This is a genomic window from Burkholderia sp. Ac-20365 (genome assembly GCF_017104715.1).
GTDB lineage: Bacteria > Pseudomonadota > Gammaproteobacteria > Burkholderiales > Burkholderiaceae > Paraburkholderia.
Window position 1 is genome coordinate 19581 of sequence record NZ_JAAGPI010000028.1, and the last position, 25673, is coordinate 45253.

The following is a 25673-nucleotide window of genomic DNA, read 5'->3' on the forward strand; positions in this document are numbered from 1 at the left end:
GCGGTGCCCTTCCCCCTTCCCTTAACACACGCTCAAGAGAGCCGCTGCGCGAATGATGCAGCGGCAAGGAGAAGTCATGTCCGCACTCATGCCGTCGCCTGACACGTCGAACGAGTTATCGATCGAGACGCGACCGCTCGCGAACGCCATCCGTTTTCTGGCCATCGACGCCATCGTGCGCGCCGGCGAAGGCCATCAGGGCGTGCCGCTCGGCATGGCCGAAATTGCGACGGCGCTGTATACGCAGCACATGAAGTTCAATCCCGCCGATCCCGAATGGCCCGACCGGGACCGCTTTGTTCTCTCGAACGGACATGGCTCGATGCTGCTTTATGCGCTGCTGCATCTGACGGGTTACGCGCACTTCGGCATCGATCAGATCAAAACGTTTCGCGAGATGGGCTCGCATTGCGAAGGGCATCCCGAGTTCGATACGGCGGCGGGGATCGAAGTCACGACCGGTCCGCTCGGCCAGGGCATTGCGAACGCGTTCGGCATGGCTGTGGCTGAGGCATATCTGAACGCAAAGTTCGGCGACGGCATTGTCGATCACTACACGTATGCATTCGTCGGCGATGGCTGCTTGCAGGAAGGCATCGGCCAGGAAATGATTTCGCTTGCAGGGCATCTTAAACTCGGCAAGCTGATTCTCTGCTGGGACGACAACCGCATCACCGACGACGGCAGCACTGCACTGTCGATCAGCGAGGACGTGAGCGCGCGGTTCCGCGTCGCGGGCTGGCATGTGATCGAAGTGGACGGGCACGATATCGAAGCCGTATCGGCGGCACTTGCTGAAGCAAAGCGCGATCCGCGCCCATCGATGCTCGCGTGCCGCACGGTGATTGCGCGCGGCATCGCGCGTTTGCAGGGACAACGCGGCGGCCACAGCGGCAAGCTGTTCGATGCAGACGCCAACGCCGCGCGCGAAGAGTTGAACTGGCCTCACGCGCCCTTCGACATTCCGCGCGACGTGCTCGACGAATGGCGCGCGGCGGGACGACGCAACGAGCGCGACTATCTCGCGTGGCACGAACGCCTTGCCGCGTTGCCCGACGATACGCGTGCCGAATTCGAACGCATCCAGGCAGGCCGCTTGCCTGAAGGCTGGCAGCAGGTACTCGACGACTACAAGCAACGTACGCTGGAAAACGGCGAAGGCCAGGCGGGCATCATGATTTCCGCCGAGATCAACGATCTGCTCGCGCAGTTGCCGGAACGCATGGTCGGTTGTGCGGACCTCGAAGCGCCGACCAGCCACAAGCGCAGCCTGCATGCGTTCACCGCGGAAGACCACAGCGGCGCCTACGTGCATTGCGGCGTGCGCGAACATGTGATGGGTGCAATGGCGAACGGCATGGCCGCGCACGGCGGCGTGATCCCACTCGCGGTCACCTATCTCGCGTTTTCCGACTACGAACGTCCCGCAATGCGCATGGCCGCGCTGATGGGTCTGCCGGTGAAGTTCGTCTTCAGCCACGATTCGATTGGCGTGGGCAGGAACGGGCCGACGCATCAGCCGGTGGAGATCATCGCGTCGTTGCGCGCGATGCCGAACATGCACGTGTTCCGCCCCGCCGATGCCATCGAAGCTGCCGAATGCTGGGCACTCGCCTACGAACATCGCAGCGGCCCGAGCACGATGGTGTTCGCCCGACAGACCTTGCCGCTGGTACGCACGCGTTCGAATGCAGGCAACCTGTGCGCGCGCGGTGGCTATGTGCTCGCAGAAGCCGAAGGCGGCAAGCGTGCCGTCACGTTACTCGCAACAGGCTCCGAAGTCGCGCTCGCCGTGGACGCTCGCGAACGCCTGCAACAGGAAGGCATCCCGACAGCCGTCGTCTCGCTGCCGTGCTGGGAGCGCTTCGACGAGCAGGACCGCGCCTATCGACAGAGCGTGCTCGGTGTGGACACGGTGCGTGTCGGCGTCGAAGCGGCCCTGCGATTCGGCTGGGACCGCTATCTCGGCGAGCGAGGCGGCTTTGTCGGCATGACGGGCTTTGGCGCGTCGGGCCCGGCGGAAGCTTTATACGAACACTTCGGCATCACGCCCGCGCATATCGTCGCGGAAGCAAAGCGTCATCTTTGAACGATCGCAATTCAACAGGAACCAGCATGCAGAAGATCGTCTTTCTCGACCGCGCGACGCTTGCGCCGCAAATCAGGCTCGCGCGGCCTTCATTCGAACACGAGCTGATCGAGTATGGCCATACGAGCGCGGATCAGGTGGCCGCGCGTCTGGACGGCGCCACCATCGCGATCACCAACAAGGTGCCGCTTACTGCCGATACGATCGCACGCCTGCCTTCGCTGAAGCTCGTCGCGGTCGCGGCAACAGGAACGGATTGCGTCGACAAGCAAGCGTGCGAGCGGCACGGCATCCGAGTATCGAACATTCGCGGGTATGCCGTGAATACAGTGCCCGAGCATACGTTCGCGTTGATGCTCGCGTTGCGGCGCAATCTGATCGCCTATCGCGATGACGTGCTCAACGGCGAATGGCAGAAGTCCGGGCAATTCTGCTTTTTCAATCACGCAATACACGATCTCGGCGGAATGACACTCGGCATCATCGGCGAAGGTGTGCTCGGGCAACGTGTGGCGGAGATCGCGAAAGCATTCGGCATGCGCACGCTGTTCGCTGCGCACAAAGGACGTGACGGACTTGGTCCGCTCTACACGCCCTGGGATGAAGTGCTCGCAACGAGCGACGTCATCACGATACACAGCCCGCTTACGCCACAAACGCGCGGCATGCTTGCCATGCCCGAGTTTCGCGCGATGAAGCGCAAGCCGCTGATCATCAACACGGCGCGCGGCGGGCTGGTGGATGAAGATGCCCTGGTGCGCGCGCTCGATGAAGGACTGATCGGCGGCATCGGCTTCGACGTGCTGACAAGCGAGCCGCCCACCGACGACAACCCGCTGATGCGCATCGCGAACCGTCCGAATGTGATCGTGACGCCGCACGTCGCGTGGGCATCGGATGAGGCGCAGCAGGCGCTCGCGGATCAGTTGATGGACAACATCGCGAAGTTCGTCAGCGGTTCGCCGGTGAACGTCGTGGTGTAACGCGAACGCGTTTCTGACGAATCGCCACGATACGGCTTGCAATGCATATGAGCGCCGCTTACACGCAACGTAAGCGGCGTTTCTCGACGTTTACGTTTGCATCACATCGCAGCCTTCTTTTCTGCTGACTGTTTTTACCTAAGCATGTGCGGCGGCACAGTCTTGACGACTGGCGGGTAGTGACGATAACAGACCGTTAGTCGCGTTTGCGCCCGTACATCAGCACGCTTCGCGTTTACCGCAGATAACACTTCCCTTCCCCACGCCCGCCATCGCTGAAACGAGACTGACATCTATTTCGAGCGCGACACACCGTAACGCGAAGCAACACCCACGTAACCCGTCGTCGCGCGAGCGCTCCTAGCATCGTTGTCACTTCGCCCGCTGCGTACCCTCGCGCGCCGGGCCGTCTCCGACAACCGCCGATGAACCTTTCGCGTCCCTTTATCGAACGCCCGGTGGCGACGACGCTGCTTTCGCTTGGCATCGCGCTCGCGGGCATATTTGCTTTCGTCAGGCTTCCAGTCGCGCCGCTGCCGCAAGTCGATTTCCCCACTATCTCCGTGCAGGCCAGCCTGCCCGGCGCGAGTCCGGACACGGTGGCGAACAGTGTCGCCAGTCCGCTCGAACGACATCTCGGGCAAATCGCCGACGTGACTGAAATGACGTCGCAAAGCTCGGTCGGCATGACGCGCATCACGCTGCAGTTCGGACTCGACCGCAACATCGATGGCGCGGCGCGCGACGTGCAGGCCGCCATCAACGCGGCGCGTGCCGATCTGCCTTCGAGCCTCAAGAGCAATCCGACCTATCGCAAGGTCAATCCCGCCGATGCACCCGTGCTCATCCTCGCGCTCACGTCGCACACGCTGACACAGGCAAAGCTCTACGATCTCGCGTCGACGATACTCGTGCAGTCGTTATCCCAACTTCCCGGCGTCGGCGAAGTCGATGTGAACGGTTCGGCCAATCCTGCTGTGCGCGTCGAGCTGAATCCGACTGCGCTTTATCACTACGGCATCGGCCTCGAAGATGTGCGCGCCGCGCTTGCGTCGGCGAATGCGAACAGCCCGAAGGGAATCATCGAAAGCGAAGGCCGACGTTTTCAGCTCTATGCGAACGATCAGGCGCGCACCGCGGCACAGTACAAGGATCTCGTGATCGCGTATCGCAACGGCGCGGGCGTGCGTCTGTCGGATGTCGCCGAAGTCGTCGACTCCGTCGAAGACCTGCGCAACCTCGGCCTCGCGGGCAACAACCAGCCGTCCGTGCTGGTGATTCTCTACCGGCAGCCTGGCGCGAACATCATCAGCACAGTCGACACAATCCGCGCGACCATCGCGCAACTCAAACCCGCGCTGCCCGCCGACATCGACATTCTCGAAGCCTCGGACCGGTCGACCACGATCCGCGCGTCATTGCGCGACACGGAAGCGACGCTGCTGATCGCGGTTGTGCTCGTGATTCTCGTTGTGTTCTTCTTTCTCGGCAGTGCGCGCGCCGCATTGATTCCGAGTGCCGCCGTGCCGGTGTCGATCATCGGCACGTTCGCGGTGATGTATCTGCTCGGCTATTCGATCGACAACCTGTCGCTGATGGCGTTGACGGTTGCGACGGGCTTCGTGGTCGACGATGCGATCGTCGTGCTGGAAAACATCGCGCGTCACATCGAAGCGGGCAAATCGCGCATGCAGGCGGCACTGCTCGGCGCGCGCGAAGTGGGCTTCACCGTGCTGTCCATTTCGATCTCGCTGATTGCCGTGTTCATTCCGATTCTGCTGATGGGCGGCATCATCGGGCGGCTGTTTCGCGAGTTTGCCGTTACGTTATCGGTGGCGATACTGGTTTCGCTGGCTGTGTCGCTTACGCTGACGCCCATGATGTGTTCGCGCCTACTCGCTAACCAGAAGCACGACGGCGGCGCTTCCGTATCCAGATCGCGCATGCAGCGTTTCGCGAATCTGCTGGCGCAGCCGCTGGATCGCATGCGTGACGGTTATGCGCGGACTCTTAACTGGTCACTGCGTCATCCCGTGCTGATGATGTCACTGCTGCTCGTCACCATCGCGCTCAATGTATTTCTCTACATCGCGATTCCCAAGGGTTTCTTTCCGCAGGAAGACACGGGCCGGTTGATCGGCGGCATTCAGGGCGACCAGAGCGTGTCCTTTCAGTCGATGGAAATCAAGCTCAAGCAACTGATGCAGATCGTTCGCTCCGACCCTGCGGTGGCGACGGTTGTCGGCTTCACAGGCGGACGACAGACGAACACCGGTTTCATCTTCGTATCGTTGAAACCTCTGTCACAGCGCAATAAAACTGCCGATGAAGTCATCGCGCGACTGCGCCCCGCGTTGAACCACGTGGCGGGCGCGCGGCTCTATCTGCAACCGGTGCAGGATATCCGCGTGGGCGGCAGGCAGAGCAATGCGCAGTATCAGTTGACGCTGCTGGGCGACACGAGCGCCGAGGTTTACAAATGGGCACCCCGATTGACGCAGGCCATGCAGGCGCTGCCCGAACTCGAAGACGTCAACTCGGACCAGCAGCAAAGCGGACTGGAAGCCGATGTCGATATCGATCGCGCGACGGCGGCGCGTCTTGGCATCACGCCGTCGCAGATCGACAACACGCTGTACGACGCGTTCGGCCAGCGGCTCGTCTCGACAATCTACAACGCGATGAACCAGTACTACGTGGTGATGGAAGTCGCGCCGCGTTACTGGCAGCATCCCGAAACGCTCAACGATCTGTACGTCAGCACATCGGGCGGCAATCCGAGCGGCACACAATCGACCAACTTCGTCGCCGGCACGGTAAGCGGCCCCACCACGGCGAGCACGACGCAAAGCAGTTCGAACGCTGCGCAGGCGGCCGGAACCGTGCAGGCTGTCACGACGCCCGGCGGAACGGCGACGCCCACTGAGCCCATTGCCGCCTCCACAAGTGCAGCATCGGCGGCGAGCGCAGACGCCGCCAGCAGCACCAGCGCGGCATCCGACGTCACCGTCACGCTTCCCACACCGGGCGCTACGTCGTTCGCACTCGCCGTTCCCGCGCTGAACAGCACGAGCACGAATAGCACGACGTCTTCTACATCGAGCACGGCCGCCAGCGTCGCAGCAGATTCGGCCCGCAACCTGGCACTCAATTCGCTTGCGGCAAGCGGGCATTCGAGTGCATCGGCAGGCACGTCCGTCAGCACCGCGCAGGAAACCATGATTCCGTTCAGCGCGTTCGCCCGCTTCAAGCCGGGACACACCGCGCTCGGCGTCAACCATCAGGGCAACTTCGTCGCGACGACGATTTCGTTCAACCTGCCGCCGCATGAATCGCTTTCCACAGCGATGTCGGCGATAAACAGCACGATGGTCAGCATCGGTATGCCCGCGTCGATCCACGCGAGCTTCGAAGGTACGGCGCGTACCTTCCAGCAGTCGTTATCGGATGAACCGCTGCTGGTATTAGCCGCCCTGCTTTCCGTGTACATCGTGCTTGGCGTGCTCTACGAGAGCTACGCGCACCCGCTCACGATTCTCTCGACGCTGCCCTCCGCCGGCGTTGGCGCACTGCTTGCGCTGATGCTGTTCCGCGTCGAATTCACCGTGATGTCGCTGATCGGCGTGATCCTGCTGATCGGTATCGTCAAGAAGAACGCGATCATGATGGTCGACTTCGCAATCGAAGCATCGCGCAACGGCATGTCGCCGCGCGATGCGATCTACCACGCGAGCCTGATGCGCTTTCGCCCCATCATGATGACGACCTGCGCCGCGCTGCTCGGCGCGCTGCCGCTGGCGCTCGGTACCAGCGAAGGTGCCGATCTGCGCCGGCCGCTGGGGATTTCGATTGTCGGTGGCCTGATTGTCAGTCAGATGCTGACCTTGTACACGACACCCGTCGTCTATCTGTACGTCGATCGTCTTGGGGGCTGGCTGCGCACGCGTTTTGCGCGGCAAGCGCTTCAGTGAGCACGCGCGTTCCGCGACCCATTCCTCAAGTCTGCTCGAATTCCCGTTTGGGTCATCGGCTTGCTCTCTGTTCTGGACGGCTTCTTCCGTTGACGAAGCGGTCGTCAACGCTCCGCCATTTTCCAAAGGCCGTCTGCTATTTCCTGTCTGTCGCGACACTGATAATAGGAGCAGTCCTCGCCAGGTTCTCCGTCAGAAGTTCAGCGCGTGTCCGCTCTGCGTCTGTGAGACTGGCACGAGCGCGCGTCTCGACGGCCTGGACAGGTTCGACGAAACGCCGCCAGCCAGGTTCGGCTGCCAGGCCGGCCAGCGCGCGCCGGAGCCATGCATCACCGAGCGCCCTGTCCCGTGTCACGCCGTCTCCTCGCCAGAACAGAACACCCGTCTCGATCTGCGCGAACGGACTTCCCGCGAGCGCCTTGTTCAACGCTGAAAGTGCGTCCCAGGCCGCACGGTCCCCATCGTGCCTCGATACGACAGACGCCGGCGCGGTGTGCCGATCGTCGTTAGACGTGTCGCCTTCAAGTGCGAGCCAGTATTGTGCTTGCGTGGTCGCTGCGATAGCCGGGCCGTCGTCCGGTTCGCGCAGCGCAAGTGCTATCACGGCCTCGCGTGAGCCCAGCGCCGCTGCCTTTCGATACCAGCGGACCGCAAGCGCGTCGTCGCTTGCTACGCCGTTTCCCGTCAGGTAGATATTGGCAAGCTGATTCGCCGCATCTGCCGAACCTGCAGCAGCCGCCTTCTCCAACCATTGCCGGGCGGTCAGCGGATTTCTCTCTACGCCTCGCCCATAGAGGTAGGCTTCGCCCAGCAGGTCCATTGCACTGGCGCTCGTCGTCGCAGCGCGGCTCGCCCAGTCCAGTGCCTCGCGGTCATCCGACTCACCGCCGAGCCCCGTGAAGAGATGTGATGCCAGAGCGGACTGCGCATCAACATTCCCGTGCCCGGCAGCGCGTCGAAGCCAGTAAAGCGCCGCGCCAAAATCAACTGCCACACCACGCCCCAGGTCGTATGACTGCGCGAGCATCGACTCGTAAGACGCGTCGCCCGTCGATGCGAGCCGCCATTGCCAGTAAGCACGCGTTGCCAATGGCAGCGCCCGCTCACTTGTGAAACCGGTTGCCAGCTGCCGCATCGCAACGGTATCGCCCGCCTCGGCAGCCGTCGTGCACCAACGCTGCGCCTGCGTCGCATCGGGCGCCACGCCCGAGCCGGTCGCGTAGGCAAGGCACAGGACGCGTTGAGAGACTCTGTCATTCGACTCCGCGCCTCGTGTGAACCAGCTCAGCGCAGTTGCCTGATCGGGTGTTGCCCCGTCACCTTTCGCATACAACGCGCCCATCGCCGCATAGGCTGGCGTGAACCGCTGGGCGACCGCTTTGAGCAGCCACTCCCTGGCGGTGGCGTGTTCGTCCTGTGAAGGCCGCTGAAGCAACATCATGGCCAACGCCGTTTGCGCCTGGGCGTCACCGTGGATCGCAGCGCGCTTCAGGTAGGATTCGCCCAGCGACTCGTCGCGCGGCACCCCGTTGCCGTTGATGTAAAGCATTGCAAGGATGCGCTCAGCTTCCCGGTTGCCGCCATCGGCCGCTTTGCGATACCAGCCAAGTGCTGCCGCTTTGTCCGCCACTGTGCCTTCACCCGCAAACAGCATCCCTGCCGCCAACACTTGCGCCTGCGCGTCGCCCCGCTGTGCGCCGAGTCGCGCGAGACGGTAAGCACGTGCGAGATCGCGCGGCTCGCCGAGACCGGCGCGCGCCAGCGACGCGAGGTTATACGCGGCAATGCCGAGTCCCTGCTGCGACGCCCGTTCGTACCAGAGCCGGGCTTCCGCGATATCGCGGCGGGTACCTTCGCCGGCCTGCAGCATCGTGCCAAGATCGTTCTGCGCGACAGCGAGACCAGCCTGCGCCGCGCCGCGCATCCAGCCGATCGCAGCGTCGAAGTCAACAGGAACACCCTGTCCCGCCCGGTATTGCACAGCCAGCGCGAACTGGCCATTGACGTCGCCATTGAGTGCGGCCTTGCGATGCCACTCAAGCGCCAATGCGTCGTTCCGTGCGACACCCGTGCCCTGCGCGTATAGATCGCCCACGCGGCGTTGCGCGTAGATCAGGCCACTGCGCGCAGCTTCCGCCATCAGCGAAAAGCCGCGTGGAGCATCTGGCGACACCCCGTTGCCTGACAGATAGAGTTCAGCAAGGATCGCCTTCGCCTCGCTCTGGTTCTGCGCCGCCGCTGCGGCAAGCCAGCCCGCGGCGGCATGCGCATCCGCGGCGACGACGCTGCCGCGCAGCAAGGCCACGCCGAGTTGAAACTGGGCGTCGGCGTCACCCTGCTGCGCGCCCTGAATGAACCATGCGACGCTGCCTGCCTCGTCGCGCGGCACGCCTGGTCGGCCAATGAAGAGCATGCGGCCGGCATTGGTCGCACCGTGAGCGTCGCCGTATCCGGCGGCACGGACGAAAAAGCCGTACGCGGAAGCAAAATCGACTGGGCCGCCTTCACCGTTGTAATACATGAGACCGAGCGTTTCGGCGGATTGTGCATCGCCGCTGTCCGCCGCACGGCGAAGCCACAGACGCGCCGAGCCGGGATCCTTCGGCACCCGGTAGCCATAGCGGTAAAGCGAGCCGACGAGCCCTTGAGCGCGCGCATCGCCCTCCACGGCCGTTTGCGTGAGGATCACGAGCCCATTGTCGTCAGGCGCCGCGGCATATCCGACCAGGACCATCTGACCGTAGATTGCGCGGGCGGCAAGGTTGCCAGCAGCAGACTCGGTGGCGCAAGTCTGGCGCAACTGGGCAGGCGTACCGAGCGGTGTCAGCGAAAAACGGTTGCCCGCGGTCATGATCAGCAGACAAGGCGAAGCTGTATCCCTGAACGGCAGCGCAATCGATGGGACGGATACTCGTTTTGCGGCACCCGTGTGCGCCGCTGGAAGCGCGTGCGTCGTTATTGGCCAGCCTGCGCCAATAACCAACGCCAGCGACGAGAAGCGCGCAGCGGCCGCGACTGTCACACTGCGCCCCTTGTCACCAGCCCCCACTCGCTGGTCCCGTACGGTTGAAGATCGTTGATACGATCGACGAAAACACGGGACGCTGCGTCGTCATGTTTCACGTAGCGCTCATAGGCGGCCGCCATGAACCACGTCTCCGCAAGCGCGTTTTCGAGCATCTCCGGCACGGGAATCATGACTGCCTGCGAATACACCATGTCGATCGGCACGCGGCCCTGCATATACAGCAACAGCCAGCGTCGATAGTTGCCAGGTATCAACTGGGCGTTGCGCCGGATGTAGTCATCAAAGTACGCGTTTGCGGGCGCCGAACCGCCGCTGCGGGCACGGACATACAGGTAGACGGTCGCCAGATAGTCCTGATCGAACGCTGCCGATCCCTGCGCGCTGTCTGCAAGAAGATCGATGCCTTTGGCCGGCTCGCCCTTCAGGATGTACGCCCATGCGAGCGACGTTGTCAGCTCGGTATATTTTCTATAAATGGCTTTTTTGTCCGTCGCGCCCTCCAGTTCACCATGCATCTTTGCCACGAGGGGAACTGATTGCGCGATGGCGTCGTCCAGACGGTTCAACGCAATCAGCGTAGTGATCTTTGACTGCCGCAACGCGGTGTCGTCCGGCGCCAGGGCAATAGCCTGGTCGATAGCCTTTAACGCTTCCTGATGTCGATTGGAATTGTCGAGGTAGGCAGAGATGTCGCCATAGGCCTTGGCTTTTTCCTGCGGCGTTGTCGCTGACTTCAGCGATGTCTGCGCGTCGCTCAGCGCATGTGTTGACAGTTCACGCAACGGGTTCGCGGCGCCAAACGGATGACGGCGCTCGCTGACGGGATCGATCTTCAGCGCAGTCAGCTTGGCGCGCATCGGGGTATCGATGCCCTGATCGGTGGCCCAGCGCGCAAACGACAGATAGTCGTCTCGCGCGCCCGCTTTATCGCCTATAGCCTCGCGCTCAGCTGCACGCAGTCGATAAGCATCTGCGGATGCAGACTGAATCGCAAGCCCTTTGGAGGCCGCATCGATTGCGTCCTGGTGCCGTCCCAATCCGGCGAGCGCTTGAGCAAGCGCCAGGTAATAGGGCATGCCGAGTGCACTGTTCGGCTCGTGTTTCGCTTCGTGCGCCGACTGGATCCGATCGAGCGTGTCGAGCGCTTCCTTGTAACGATGGTTGGCGTCGTAGAATTGCGCAAGCATCAGGATTTGCAGGTCCGTCGGTGCTGCCGTCAAAGCAACCGCTGCCTCTTGCGCTTCTAACGCTGCATCCGGGTGCTTGAGAACTGTTTCGACTACCGCCCGCTGGAAAAGCATGGCCGCTCGCATTTCGACGGTGAGGCTCGGCGAGGCAAGACATTGTCCTGATAGTTCAACCGCTTCGTTGAATCTACCTGCACCAGTTGAGATAAGCGCGCCGCGACAGGCAGCCAGCACGTCTGGCGGCACGTGCGACCATGCCTCTGCGGCTTTCGCGGCGGGTGTCGCAGTGTTTGTTGCTGCGACGGACGGTGACGACTGGTGTGCACACGCACTCAAACCTACCGCGACGAATGTGAGGATGGCGCGATGAGCGATGTTCTTCATATTGTGTTCCGAAGGGCCAATTCGGTTTTGCCACGCGATACAGAACGCATGACTGTTCGAGGATGAATCAGGAATATTTATCGGCAGATGCTTGGGGATTCTTGAATAAAACCGCGTGCGCGGTCTGGCCTTAGCCGCGATCGCAGTGCTGCATTCCGTGCAAGAGCGGCACCGAGTTGACGTTAAAACTGAGCCGTCAATTGAAAACCGACGGTTACACGTGCGGTTGGAAAATTGGCTGGCTTATACACGGGTGTGCCAGCGAAGACCTCATACGCCGCGCCCATGATTCGCGTCGGCAAGCTGCCACGAATGCCGATAACCGCGCCCGCCAGTTGGGTGCCCGCGAGAAACGCCGTATTCGGGCCGTAGACGTGCCCGTAATCGATTCCCGCATAGAGCGCCTGTCCCGTCTGTCCGATCGCCCATTGCAGTTCATTGCGCCAGTAGAAGCCCTTTTCCGCGGCGAGCATCGTCTCGCCGTCAAAACCGCGAACCGTGTAGCGGCTGCCGATCGTCAGATCGTCGATGTAGAACAACGTGTCGTTCGTGAACTGGCCGTGTACCGTACTCACGTAGCGGAAGTTCTGCTTTGCGACGGCAAACGGCACAGAGAGGTTCGCGTCGAGCACGGCCATATGGAAGCGATATGTCGGGCCATCCGTATAAGGATCTGGCGTCGCGCCCAGACCGCCGACACCCTGGCGATACCCAAGCGTGCCGTCGAACTGCGCCGCACCAAAGTAATGCCGATCGGTCAGGCCAGCTTCGATAAACGTGTTGTCGCGCTTTTGCGTTGGAATGCTGGTGTCGTCGATGAAGCTCTCGCCGAAGCGCTTCGATATCTGGAACTGCATACCGAACACATCGTTCTGACTGCGAGAGAGAACGCGCGCCAACCGGAACGCCGCAGTCTGTGAATTCCCGCTCGATACGAACGTCTGGTTCACACCGGCAATCTGCTCATAATAGGTATTCGTATTGCCGGAGAGCGTGGCTGTCCAGTAGCCCCACGGCACCGAATACGAGCCGTTGAATCCGTGCGAACCCAGATGCTTGTCGCCTAGCTCCAGATCCTGATTTGCGCTCAACGCGAGCACATCGTTAAGGCCCAGCGGGTTATCGAATCCGACGCTCAGATTGCCCTGCAACTTGCCCGTCGCACGCGTGCCCGAGTTGTCGACGGATGCAACGACACTCCACGGTTTCGTCCGCTTCACTTCGATGACGACATCGCTCTCTCCAGGCGATGACGTGGGCTCGATCTTCATGTTCACGTCCTGACTCGCGACGCGCTTCATCTGTTCGAGGCCTTGTTCGAGATCACGCAGATTCAGCATGTCACCATCGCGAGCCGGAAACGCAGATTTCCATGTGCCTCGCGTGTCCGGACTGGCGAAACGTAGATGACGGACTGTTCCGGGTACGAGTGCGACTGCTAGCGTGCCTTTCGATACGTCCTGCTCGGGCAGCAACACGCGTGTCGTGATGTAACCGCGACTCAGGATCAGCTGTTGCAAGCCTTTGGTCAGAACGTCGAAGCCTTGCTTTCCGATGCATTGGCCAGCGTAGTGATTGAGCCATTCCCGGGCGAATGCGAAACGGTCGAGTGGCAAAGCTGACGCGCCCTGCTTGCGGATATCAACCGGTAACGTGTCGGGAACGTCCAGCGCGAATGTATCGATGCGAAAGCATTGCGATTCGGCGGGAAGCACGGGAAAGCCGCCGGACTTTGGCGCAGTCGAGCGTACTGCAGGAGCATTGACCGCCTGGGATCGCTGTTGTGCCTCACGCTGCTGCTGTACCTGCTGATTCTGTTCGGCGTTCGCGCGTGCGGCGGCTGCCGTGTCTGCAGGAGTTGGCGCCTGCTGCGCCTGGCCCGTTAGTGATATCAGGGCTGTGAGCGGGAGTGCCGCCAGCCTCTTTCTGGTTTTCATTACTTATATCTGTCGCGTGTAGCGGAACGGCGGGAGATACGTGTGCCCGCCTTATCTATGCGTCGTTCAGGGACCAGTCTTGACCGGCCGGGCGGCTCGCACGGCGTCATCATCCGGGCATTTCGATGCAGGTGAGAGCTTCACGGGTTCGTCCATCCCGCGACCATCGATGTGGCGAGCCGAAAGCCAGCACTGTCTGCCGTTGGAATCCTGGAAGACGTCGTAATCCTGGCCCGCGACAGGTGTGAAGGTCATCGCAGGCGGTGAGCAGGAGTAGGAAACCGTTCCCGTCGACGACTGCACATTCGACGAAATCGTGAGTGGCTTTCCTGCTTCAACGACATATTCCTTGATCATGTCTTTGAAGTTCAAACCCTCGACGCGCATAAAGGGACGTGGGCTGGATGGCATGCCGATGGTTACGCTGTGCGACGAGTACTTCCAAGCAGCGAGATATCCATCGTCTACCTGAATTGCATCAGGATCGCTTTCCCACGCACTGCGGTAGCAAACGCTATTCGGACGGAACGACGTGCTTTTCGTGCCGTTTCCGGTTAGAAATCGGATGCGCGATGAAATCGCTGGATCGTAGGTCGGCTTCATTTCTGTTACATGATGCACAGGTTGAAGAAACGTGCATGCTGAGACCGGGACGACCACAAATACAATAAGGATCTGTCCTGTCGTCCTGTTTAATACTGAAAACATTGTGCTCTTCCCCGTTACTTCATTTTTTTAGTAGCGTGTACAGCCTATCGCGACGTTCATTTCGCTCCCGTCGTTCAGGCAGGTAGACAAAGCACGCCAACCGCAGCAACAAAGCACGCTCGATACCAATGCGTCATCTCTGAATTCTCTTTCCGACGGTACTGACGCCTTCGCGATTTCTACCAAATCCCATTCCTTAACTATCCTTCTGTCTGACTACCACATGGAGATTTCCGCAAGTGTGAAATAAGGGACTAGTCCTACCTCACCAAACTTCATACCAGCTTGATTCCGGCAAGGTTATCGCGCACCGTAAGGATTGCGTTCGGCGCATGAAAAAACTTGCCGCCTCACGTAGAGTTTCCGCCTTTGACTAATTTCACTGTTTTTTGTCCCGCTCTGAAAGCGGTCCCACTGCCTTTAGAGCGCTGGCACGACCATTCAACTCCCTCGCGAGTACCGGCTAACCACCTACTTGTGAATTCCCATACTTCATGCGCCTTCGCCGCGAATTGTTACGCGAGTTCCGAACGACGCCTCTCTCAATTTCCGCACCATTTGACCTGAAATATTTCAGTAAACGTCGAGATCGATCACTTCAAGGTTCGCGAGCGTATCCTCGCCCCCGAGGAAAAGCGACCGCTTGTAACCGACGCACTGTGTATATTGGGGTTGATGGCCACCCGATTCCACCCATTGAAGAAAGAATGGCTCTGCTAATACGGCATCGCGATATCCCACAAGCTCTTTGTCGTGAAATGATTCAATATCACATGGGATCTCAAGTGCCTGTCCCGTACCGGGCTCGTACATGAGTACTCCATAACCGTTCCCGACTCGTCTCCGGTGGTCTAAGGAAAAAAAGCGACCGAGCCAATCGAAAGCGAAGCATTCAATGTATTGCGCCAGTTCCGGGAAGGCCATAAAAATCATGCGATTCCAATGACGCCACTGCCCGCATCAACGATGCGATAAAGGCCATCGTTGAAAGACACGCCGCCAAATTGAAGCCGCAGTTGTTCGATAGGCTGATGGTCACGCAGGTCAACGGGGACTTCGCCGCCAACTTGGGCCGCCCTGTCGTCCCGGACAAATGTAGACGCAAATCGCTCAAACATTTTCTACCGGTCCATAATGATCACACTGTTGATCGGAGTATTTGGCGGCAAGTCCTTGATCTGCTGCTGAACCTGTGCTTCACGACTGCGATTCACACTCGCGTCGAGCGGAGACATGTTGCCGACATGTATCTCGGCCACCCGATTGCCAATCCTGAACATGATCGACATCGCTTCCGAGCTGCCCTTGCGTCGGCCAATGCTTCCATTAACAGTCGAATACTGCGCCAATCAGTCTATGTCCTCACTCATGTCCAGATTCGCCTCGAATTTCGGCTTCAAGCAAATGAGCGTACTTCTCCAGTCTGGTTGCATCTATTTAGCGTACTCCCTTGATTTTCACAAATTTTTTCCTTTCTTTCCGTCCCGGAGAAACCATGAGCCAAACTTTTCCGGCGAATCGCTCAACATCCCTGCTTTGCGAAGGGGTTTTGGCAAAAATTTAACGAACACCGCAAATAACACCACAAAAATCGGAACTCCAATCGCATAGACAGCGATGTGATCGCTAAGTCCGATCAGCCTTCTGGATATTCCAATTGCAACCACTGTGTAGAATCCCGCGCTAAATATCGATGCAATTAAAACTACAAACCAAGTCTGTAGCGTTGCGTAAATCCGACTCCAGTTCACATTTACTCTCCTGCACGACGAACGTCTTTGACCACAGTAGCACCCTTCGATGCCACGCCCAGCAACAGCAAGCTCTGGGTGGTTCCGTATGGCATCGGGGAATTGATACCTGGAATCAGCGTGTTGTTGTTTATGCGTGGTACCGTCACGTCGAACATAGTACCGGGACGATTCAAGCCGTCTGCATTACCCATTTTTAGAGGCACTGGCGCTCTCAATGCCAGGATCGTTGCGGCAAGATTCAAACCGTCGTAAGCGACATCTCCCCAGCCCGCAGGCATTGCCAGATTGAACTCGGCGCGCAGCGGATTTATACCTGGAGAATTGATCCCATTATAGCGGTTGTACAGGCTATCAAGTCCTTCAGCCACATCACTCAAACCGAATGCGAGCATGCCACCGCCAGCAGCACATCCTACGCCAGTTGTACATAATCCCAGCCCTGTTTTAGCGGTTGCCAATCCCGTTACCACCTTGATTGAACTCTTCACTACGCCCCAAGGATCATTCGAAATCGCATCGCCAATCTTCTGCAACGGGGTATAGACGAATTGTCCGGTCTCTTTTTGACGATTAACCCAATCCAACTCTGGGCCAAGTTGTGACGCCTCAACCTCCCCTACGTAGTTCGCAGCATATTGTTCGCTGCCGACTGGGTATTCGGCCCAACACTTCACCGAATAACACGCGGCTTTAGTGAGCTTGTCTTCTTCTGCTTTGTCACCGTCGGCCTTTTTGGCAATTGACGCCTTCTCGTCGTCGTGCAACTGCCGGTTATACATGTCTGCATTCGAAGCCGCGAACGCGCCCGCACTTCCACCGACTGCCGCACCAGCCGCCGTCGCAATCAGATTCGCCAGCCCGTTCCCGAGTCCATGTCCGATCGTCCCCGGCGCCCCCATTGAATCGGCGAGATCATTCAACTGCCCCGAGAGCGCGGAAGAAACACCAGCACCTGCGCCACCGCCAATCGCACCCGTCAGGCTTCCGGCACCCAGCCCGCCGAGCAAGGCGCCGCCGGCCACATGTAGCAGTATTCGGTCGGTCCCACCTTCGCTCCAGTCTTTCGCTTCCTGCCCGTACTGTGCAGCTACATCCGTCTCGCCTAGCAACGTGGCGGCCTTTTCACCACTCTTCGCCTGATGCTCCTTGTAATCGCCATACGTGCCGATCGCCTGCGCCACTTGCGCGCCTGCAGCGTTCGCAGCATTCATGACGTCCTGCTGCTGCGATACGAGATCGTTCACATCAGGCAACTTCGATACCGTGCCGTTGAGATCCGTTGTATCGCGGTTCAAAGAAGCGACATCCTGCTTCTGGTTCGCTGCATCGGTGATGACCACGTTGCCGGCCGCAACGCCACTTCGGGTCGTCGCATGCTCGCTGCCACTGTCCGACTGTGAAATCATCGGTGTGATACCGAGGCCGCCTCCGCCGAATGTCATACCGCTACTCGAGGCGCTGTATTCGGAGTGATTCTGTATGTCCGACCAGCTCAGCGTTCCCGTCGTCAACGTGTTCTGCGACGCGTCCGCACCGCTCGCGATGTACGCGCCCTTCAGGTCGGTATTGCCTTTGACATTGATATCGAAACCGCCCGCCCCGGCCTGAATGCCCGCCTGTTCATTCACGGCCGCATAGCTCCCGCTTGCGCTGCCGTGCTGGGTACTGTAACTCCCGCTGGCACCGCCGCCCTGGCTGATGCTGAACCCTCCGCCCGAACTCGACTGATGCGCGGAACTGGTCGTCGAGTCCTGGACGCTGGCGATATTCAGGTTACCGCCGATGTCGGCGCTCACCTGTTTGCCGCTCACATTTGCGCCGATGATATTTGTGTCGCCACCCGACACAATCGTCACGGTGTTCGCGCCCTGTACGTGCGTATTGGTCTGCGTCGCCGCGTCGCTGTTCGCGTCGCCATGTGCCTTCGACATCGATGCGGACACGCCCCAACCATTCGTGCCATACGACACACCAACACTGGCGCTGCTCGATTCATTCGTGCTGCGCGTCGTGTCTGTATTGGTGGTGTTGAGCAGGTTGACCTGATTCTTCGCAGCCAGCAGTACATCATTCGCGTTGACATTCGAGCCGGCAATCGTGATGTTGCCGCTTCCGGGCGTGCCATCACCCGTAGCAGCAAATGCCGCTGTCCCGCCCGCCATCACGCTCGATCCTGTGCGGGTCGTCTGGTCTTCGGCGGACGTGCTCTTGCTCTGGCTCGATCCGAAGCTCAACTGCACGCTGATATCGGGCTTCTGTCCGGGACTCAGTGCCTGGCCCGCGACGGCATTGCCGATCGCACCCGCTGCAGCGATCGAATGAAGCGCCTTGGCGCGTCCGTTTTCACTGTGCGACGCGGCCTGGCTCTCGCTGATGGCCGTGTTGATCGCATTGCCGATGCTTCCCGCAAGTCCAAGCGTGAAGCCGGTGGTTTTCACCTCATGCGTTTCGTCGTGATGCGTCGTACCCGTGGCCGCATCGATGATCACGTTTGCGCCCGTGCCAACGATGTTCTGCCCAGCGATCAAATCGCTGCCCGTTATATGCAGATCGTTGCCGGCCGACAGATGCAGACTGCCACCCGTACTGCCGATAAGGCTCGCGTTGTTCGTCACGGCGCTATCGTGCGTCGTGTCCTTATGATCGTTCGAACCATATGAAATACCCGCGCCGCCCGAACTACCCAGTCCCGTTTTCTGATCCTCATGAAAGTGACTGCTCTCGCTCGTATCCTGCGACGTCGTGATGCTGAGATCATGCCCCGCCGACAGCGTCACGTCATGCGTCGCAGCGACTGTGGACCCCGCGATCGTCATATCATGGCCAGCCGCACCCGTCACCGTATCGCCCGACACCGTCGAACCGTTCGCCACCACCTGATGCGAACTGGTCGAATCGGTCTCCTTCTCGCTGGACAGAAAGCCCGAGTGATTGTTTTGCGACCAGCTTTGCGAATCGTGCGTCTCGCTGACGCTGCCAATCGTGACATCTCCCGTCGATATCAGTTTGACACCGCCGCCGTCCGCATCCGTTGCGACGGATGAACCGAGAATCGACAGATTGCCGCTGCTTCCCTGACCCGCCGCAAGCGTGATGTTGCCGCCCGCGCCGACGCTTGAACCCTGTACCGCTTCGTCGTAGCTGGAACTCGTATGGTGCGACAGCTCGCCGCCCATCGATTGTTCGCTGTGGGTGTGCGTGTCTTTCGCGGCCGTGACCGTCAGGTTGCCGCCTGCCACCATCGCCGCGTCACCGCCTGCCTTCAACGTCGCATCGGTGAGCGTCGTGTCCCGCCCTGATACCGTCGTGAGATTGCCACCCGCGACAATCGCGCTGCCAAGGTTTTGCGTGACCTCGTCGTGTCCGCCATTGAGCCCGTCGTTTGTCCTGACGTCCTGCGTGCTGGTCAGCGTAGTCGTACCAACGTTCAGATCACGGCCTGCAGCAATGGCCGCATCGTTGCCTGCCACAATCGTCGCACCCCTCAGATTCACATCGCGGCCCGCGATAATCGTCGCGCTGCCTGTCGCCGAGATCGTACCGACCGCATCGATGCCCGTTCCCGTCACGCTGCCTGAGAACGTATTCGAACCGAACGCCTTCGAAACGCCGTAAGTCTGCGTCTCATTGATAACGTCGCGTCCGGCCTGCACAACGACATCGGCTCCGCCAATCCGCCCGCTCGTGTTGCGCACATCCTGCACCGCCGATACCGTCGTCGTTCCGGCACTACCAATCACTCCGCTATTCGTGATGTTATTGCCGATGATCGTTGTCGCCACATCGCTGACGATATGGCCACTGTTGTTCACATCGCCGCTTGCATTCAGGCTCACGCTGTTGCCGGCAACGAGCGCGCCGCTCGCTGACAGATCAACCGTATCCGACTGCGCGAGATACACCTGCGGCACGAGCACGCTCTGATGCGAACCGTCTGGCAACGTCACGTCCTGCGAGACGAGCCACACCATATCGGTCGTGAGTTGCGACATCTGTTCGGGCGTCAGCGCAACCCCCGCTGTCAGCCCGAACTCCTTCGCATACTTCACGCCGTTGTTCATCAACGCCGTGTATTCGTCGAGATTGTCCGTATAACCGGTGAGGAACGTGCGGCCGGTCAGTTGCGTGATCTGGTTGCGCACGAGCGTCTCTTCGTACATACCGTCGCCAACCCGCTTCTCAAGCTTCGAAGGATCGAGGCCGAGCTGGTTGAGCATGTAATCGCTCGATACGAAATTCGTGTACTGCGTGAAACGCGGGTCGGTCGCGACGAGATAGGTCGTGCCGGGCGCCGTGTTGTACTTGTACAGACCGTTCGATGGCAGTTTCAGGTTGGGAATGCCGCCTGCCAGACCGCCCATCGTTTGCGGACGGCCAGGTCCACCCGTCAAACCACCGGCTTGCGCGCCACTGAGCGCCTGCGGATTGGCAGACTGTCCGCTAATCGAACCAGTCTGGGTTCCGTCCGCGCTGCCGCCTGTCACACCCGAGCCGATCACCGTCTGCCCCTGGCGGCTCACCGACCCGATCGTGATGTTCTGCGCAGTCGTCTGCACGCCCTGATTCGATGTAGCGATCGCGGGCAACGAAGCAACCGTCGTGGTGGATTGCGTGATGCCGTCGTCGACCGTCTTCGTGTCGTTGCTGCCGCCCGTTTTCTGATGCCAGTAGAACGTCGACTGCTCGTCCTGCGTGATGGTCTGCTGAAGAACGATGCCCGTGTCGTTCACGGTGCCGCCACTGGCATGACGCACAAGGCTACCGCCCGCGCTCATTGTCGACGACTGGTTGTTGATCGCGCCGCCGTCCGCATTGATGCGGATCGCGCCCTGCGCCTGGATCGTCGCGGCATTGCCCGCACTCAGCAACTGATCCGTCGTCGTGGTCGTGTGGACGGTGCGAGACGTCTCGCTGTAGTCGTGCGAGTCGGGACCGAGGTCGAAACGCGTTTTTACCTGATCCGGACGGATGTTTTTGTTCGGGTCGAAATCCGGCCAGAAGGTGATCGTGTACGAGTCGCCGTTGTCGGCGATGCTGTTGTACCACTGGGTCGGGTTCGTCGCGATGTTGCGGGTTTGCGGAACCGGTTGTTGATGACAGAAATCGTGGCTGTTGCAAACTTCTGTCGTAACCGACCAGTCGAGATAGTTTTCGGTGAGCGGCTGCGTCAGCGAGAACGTCTGCGCACTGCTATTCAGGTTGGTTACCTGCGACTTCGGCACCGTCACGCTGATCGGTGTCGCCAGTTTTCCAACGATTTCCGCTTTCAGCGGCGCCTCATCGCCCGACCAGTTCCATTGCGAAAACGTAATGCTTTGATGGGTGCCCAGCGAATCGCCAATCGGGATGCCCGCTGTCCAGATAGTCAACGTCTGGTCGCCCGTGTCCTGCGGCGTACCCGCCACAGTCACAACACCCGTACGCACGTTATTCACCGTATGCGCAGCGATATCGATACTGCCATCCGCTTCGATAGTCGCCGCGCTATTCGTCAGCACGTTCGTCTGGTTGGAGAGCATGCCCGAGCCGTCGCGTGCGCCGTTGCGCGCGATCTCCAGATTGCCTGCGCTGTAGATCAGCGCGCCGTCTGCGTTCGTCACGGAATTTGCCGCATAGAGGTGAACGCTGTTGACGCCCGCGATGACCGCCGCCGCGCCCGTGTTCTGAACATCCGTTGCATTGACGGTCACGTCGTTGCCAATGACGGCGCCCGTGTTCGCCAGCGTGGCGCTCGTCGTCGTGACCGAGTTACCTTCGATGCGCCCCGCGCTGGAAATCGTCCCCGCAGCCTTGACCGTCGTAGTCGACGAATTGATATCGGCGCCTGCGGCGTTGACGACGTTCGCGCCGCTCACCGTCAACGCGCCGTTTGCGGCAAGCGTGCCTGTATTGGTCAGCGTGCCTGTCGCGCTGACGGTCATATTGCCGTCGGCGTGCAGGTTGTTCGCAGCCGTGTTCACATAATCGCCCGCGGCGTTGAGCGTCAGGTCCCGGCCGGCAACGATATTGCCGTTGCCACTGATTGCGCCACCCGCCACGATGTCGCGGTTAGCGCGGATAGCGCCGCCAGCATTAACAAGCGTAGCGACCGCAAGCGACGCATCGACGCCTGCGAGAATCGCGCCGCCATTGTTGGTGACGGCTGCGCCCACCTGGTTGAGCGTGAGCGCCGTGCCGCCATAGAGCGTGCCGCCCGCGTTGTTGATGCTTTGCGTGACGTTGAGGTTCGCCGCGCCGCTCGCGACGACGTTCGCGCCGGCATCGTTCGATAGCGTCTGCGCGTTCAGCGTGAGATCGCCGTTGCCGCCGAGCGTGCCTCCCGTATTCGTCACGCCTGTCGACGACGTCACCGTCATCGCGCCATCGCCTGCATTCGTGAGCTTGCCGGCCGTGTTGTCGACGCTCGCCGCGCTGACGCTCACCGTGCCATGCGCGCCATTGGCAGATAGCGTCCCGTGTGCGTTCGATATCTGTCCGCCCGCGTCGATCGTCAGGTTGCCAGCCGTTTGGGCCGAGCCGCCTGTATTGTCGACAGCGCCGGATGTCTCGAGCGTCAATCCGTCATTGCCGTAAAGCGCGCCGCCGCGATTCGTCATGCCCGTCGAGACATTGAAGCGTGCCGCCTTCTGTGCGGACAGCGTACCCGCGCTGTTGTCCAGGCTTGCGGCCGTCATCGTCAACGCGCCGTTCGTCACCATCCTGCCCGACGTGTTGGCCACAGCACCCGCTGCATCAACAGTCAGCGCGCCCACGCCCGCGTGCTGGATCGTGCCGCTATCGTTGACGATGCGATTGGCGAACACGCTCAGATTGCCCGCGTTCGACGCGATCGTGCCGCTCGTATTGTCGAGCGCGCCGCCTGCGTGAATGGTCTGGTCGCTCGTGCCGTATTGCGTGAGCTTGCCGCCGCGATTGGTCAGATCGCCTGAAGCGGAGACACTCAACGCATCGCCGTCGATGCTGCCGTTCGTGTTGTCGATCGACGCAGCCGCGACGCTCGTCGTCGAACCCGAAAGCGTGCCGCCCGTGTTGCTGAGTGCACCTGTCGCCGTAGTATCGAGTGCGCCACCTGCCGTGACGTTGCCTGCATGATTGTCGACCGACTGTGCGCGCACTGTCGTGTCACCGGCCGCGCTCAGTTGCCCCTGATTCGCAACCGTGCCTGCTGTGACCGTCAACGCGCCATTCGTCCCGATCACACCGCCTGTGTCTCCCGATGCAGTTGTTCCCGTCGCGTTGACGAGTGCACCTGTTGTGGTCAGCGTCATCCCGTCGCTGTTGAGCGAAACGATGCGGCCAGCACTGTTGTCCAGGGACGCCGCGGTGATCGCCGCGGCACCCGCTGACTGTATCGTGCCCTTCACGTTGGATATTGCGCCGCGCGATTGGACCTCGAGCGCACCGTTCGCGATGATCGTCCCACTGTCGCTGACGATGCCGTTCGCGGCGACCGTCAGGCTGTTCGCATTCGATGCAACTGCCCCGCCCGTGTTGTCGAACGTGCCGCCCGCGTTGATCGACTGGCCCGTGGTGCCGTATTGCGTGAGCTTGCCGCCACGATTGGTCAGGTTACCGGCGGCCGATACGCTCAACGCATCGCCGTCGATGCTGCCGTTCGTGTTGTCGATCGATGCAGCAGAGACACCTGTCGTCGTGCTGGAAAGCGTGCCGCCCGTGTTATCCAGCGCACCCGTCGCGGCCGCATCGAGCGCGCCGCCAGCGGTGATGTTGCCAGCATGGTTATCGATCGATTGCGCGTGAACGTTTGCGTCGCTCGCCGCGTTAAGTTGGCCCTGATTCGACAGCGCGCCCGCCGATATCAGCAACGCGCCGTTCGTGCCGATCACGCCGCCAGCGGATCCTGACGCGGTCGTTCCGGTCGCGTTGACGAGCGCACCCGTGGTGGTCAGCGACAGGCCATCGCTGTTCAGCGACACGACCCGGCCAGCGGTGTTATCGATCGATCCCGCATTGACCGATGCACGCGCGGCCGACTGAATGACGCCAGTACGATTGTCGAGTGCGTGCAATGCGCTCACATCGAGCGTCGACTGCGAGACGATCTGCCCGCCGACATCGGAGACATTCGACGCCGTAAGTTGCATCGCACCGCCGCTCGACAGTTTGCCCTGCGCAACGGATAACGTGCCGGCAGCATTCGCATTCAATGCGCCGCCTGCCACCGTCGACGTGCCTGACAGGTCGATATCTGAACCGCTTGCATTGAGCGCGAGATTGCCGCTGCCAGCAAGCGTGCCATCGCCGTTCACGCCCGCGCCAAGCGTGCCGCTCGACTTGATGCTCGCCGCACTGAGTGACGCGCTCTGCTGCGCGGCAAGTGTGCCGCTGTTCGTGAGCGCGCCTGTCGTGCTGGCATCGATGTTCTGTTGCGCGTACGTCGTCCCGCTATTGTCGATGCCATCCCGCGCACTTGCGCTAAGGTTGCCGCTTGCGTTCGTCTGCCCCGCAAGCACCAGCTTGCCTTGCGTCGTCAGTATCAGGTCGCCCGCCTGAGCGGCAAGCACACCCTTGTTCGACACACCGACACCGTTCTCCGTGCCGACCAGCACGATGCGGTTCGCGTACATGCCGCCGAGACTGCTCACATCGATCGATACGCCGGGCGCCGGGCCGTCCCCCGCGATGGGCGTAGCGTTGAGCGTATCGTGATTGACGCTGTTCGCGCCCGTCACGACATTCAGGTTCCTGGCGTAGATCGCGGCGTTCGCCTGCACGGCGCGCGAAATCAGATCCACCTGGTCGACGTTCGACGCGTTCAGGCCCGCGCCCTGAATGCTGATGTTGCCGCCCGTGACGTTAAAGCCCGTCAGCGATCCATCGGGACCGTAGTTCGGCGTGCCTGTCGTCAGAATCGCGCGCGACGTATTGATGAACCCGCCGCCATTGACCGATATCCCCGAGCCATTGGCGATGACGACTTCAGCCCGGTTGCCCGCGACCTCGACATAACCGTTGATCTGGCTCGCCGCGCGGCTGTTGACCTGATTGACGATGATCTTCGCGGACTGGTTCGCGCCGAAGTTCGGATTGCCGTTGATGTACCCGGCCTGCTGCGTGTTGACGATGGTCGGCGAGTTGTTCAGGACCACGCCGGCCTTCGGCACGTCGAACTGCGTGTAGCCGTTGATCGACACGCCTGCCGCCGACGGACGCGTGACGTTGACCTGCTGGATGCCATTCGCGGTCTGGATAACCGTCGGGCAATGCGCGCCTGCGTTCGGATCGGCGACGACCTGTGCGAAGCCGACCGGCATGCCGGCAGCGAATACGCCGATGCCCGACGCCAATACGCGCAACGCAAGCCACGATGCACCACGCATGGCCACCGTCGCGACAACCCCCGATTCACCTTGTTCTTTCTTGCCAGCCGCAGCGGCCGTTTCCTCGACTGCGACCAGCATGCCCCGGATCCGGCTGAATACCAGCCGGAAAGCTCTCTTGTTCATTTTTATGTGTGCGGTAGTTCTAGTAAGCGCGCGCAATTTACCAGAAACATTTAGTAACAAATGTCAAACCACACAAGGTTGATGTGTCGATGCAACATCTAATGCAAACAGCATGATGGCGCTTGCGATGGCGGCACTCATCGCCCGATCAAGCGGTGATCGCCT

The 25673-nt window shown here is 60.7% G+C and carries 12 protein-coding genes; 3 read left to right on the forward strand and 9 right to left on the reverse strand.

The window, feature by feature from the left end; translation table 11 throughout:
• Nucleotides 1–76: 76 nt before the first annotated feature.
• From tkt to G3O01_RS32635, 3 genes are all read left to right on the forward strand, one after another.
• Entirely contained in the window at nucleotides 77–2089 is a 2013-nt protein-coding gene (gene tkt / locus G3O01_RS32625; protein ID WP_241024450.1) for a transketolase, read from the forward strand.
• Between the two features lie 26 nt (nucleotides 2090–2115).
• A complete protein-coding gene (locus tag G3O01_RS32630) occupies nucleotides 2116–3072 on the forward strand; it encodes a D-2-hydroxyacid dehydrogenase (RefSeq protein ID WP_205811105.1) in 957 nt (318 codons plus the stop codon).
• A 425-nt stretch (nucleotides 3073–3497) separates the two neighbouring features.
• Nucleotides 3498–7043: an efflux RND transporter permease subunit gene (locus G3O01_RS32635; RefSeq protein WP_205811106.1), complete on the forward strand. Its 3546-nt coding sequence runs from the start codon at nucleotides 3498–3500 to the stop codon at nucleotides 7041–7043.
• A 136-nt stretch (nucleotides 7044–7179) separates the two neighbouring features.
• On the opposite strand, the gene G3O01_RS32640 is transcribed toward G3O01_RS32635, so the two are convergent.
• The 9 genes from G3O01_RS32640 to G3O01_RS32680 form a co-directional block, all read right to left on the reverse strand.
• Complete coding sequence (locus G3O01_RS32640) at nucleotides 7180–9894, reverse strand: SEL1-like repeat protein (RefSeq protein ID WP_205811107.1); 2715 nt, start codon at nucleotides 9892–9894, stop codon at nucleotides 7180–7182.
• Between the two features lie 167 nt (nucleotides 9895–10061).
• Nucleotides 10062–11504, reverse strand: coding sequence for a tetratricopeptide repeat protein (locus G3O01_RS32645; protein ID WP_205811108.1), 1443 nt, complete (start codon nucleotides 11502–11504; stop codon nucleotides 10062–10064).
• Nucleotides 11505–11824: 320 nt separating this feature from the next.
• On the reverse strand, nucleotides 11825–13579 hold the full coding sequence (locus G3O01_RS32650) for a ShlB/FhaC/HecB family hemolysin secretion/activation protein (RefSeq protein ID WP_205811109.1): 1755 nt from the start codon (nucleotides 13577–13579) through the stop codon (nucleotides 11825–11827).
• A 66-nt stretch (nucleotides 13580–13645) separates the two neighbouring features.
• Nucleotides 13646–14182 carry a hypothetical protein gene (locus tag G3O01_RS32655; protein WP_241024452.1) on the reverse strand — a complete coding sequence of 179 codons (537 nt, stop codon included), beginning with the start codon at nucleotides 14180–14182 and terminating at the stop codon, nucleotides 13646–13648.
• Between the two features lie 678 nt (nucleotides 14183–14860).
• The gene (locus G3O01_RS32660) at nucleotides 14861–15220 is read right to left on the reverse strand and encodes a T6SS immunity protein Tdi1 domain-containing protein (RefSeq protein WP_205811110.1); all 360 of its coding nucleotides are present in this window, start codon (nucleotides 15218–15220) and stop codon (nucleotides 14861–14863) included.
• Nucleotides 15217–15405, reverse strand: coding sequence for a hypothetical protein (locus G3O01_RS32665; RefSeq protein WP_205811111.1), 189 nt, complete (start codon nucleotides 15403–15405; stop codon nucleotides 15217–15219). Before G3O01_RS32665 ends, G3O01_RS32660 begins: the two co-directional genes overlap by 4 nt.
• Nucleotides 15406–15408: 3 nt before the next feature.
• Nucleotides 15409–15636, reverse strand: a complete 228-nt coding sequence (locus G3O01_RS32670; RefSeq protein WP_205811112.1) for a hypothetical protein — start codon at nucleotides 15634–15636, stop codon at nucleotides 15409–15411.
• A gap of 108 nt (nucleotides 15637–15744) precedes the next feature.
• Nucleotides 15745–16038, reverse strand: coding sequence for a hypothetical protein (locus tag G3O01_RS32675; RefSeq protein WP_205811113.1), 294 nt, complete (start codon nucleotides 16036–16038; stop codon nucleotides 15745–15747).
• 2 nt (nucleotides 16039–16040) lie between these two features.
• Nucleotides 16041–25508, reverse strand: a complete 9468-nt coding sequence (locus G3O01_RS32680; protein WP_205811114.1) for a hemagglutinin repeat-containing protein — start codon at nucleotides 25506–25508, stop codon at nucleotides 16041–16043.
• Between the last annotated feature and the right edge of the window lie 165 nt (nucleotides 25509–25673).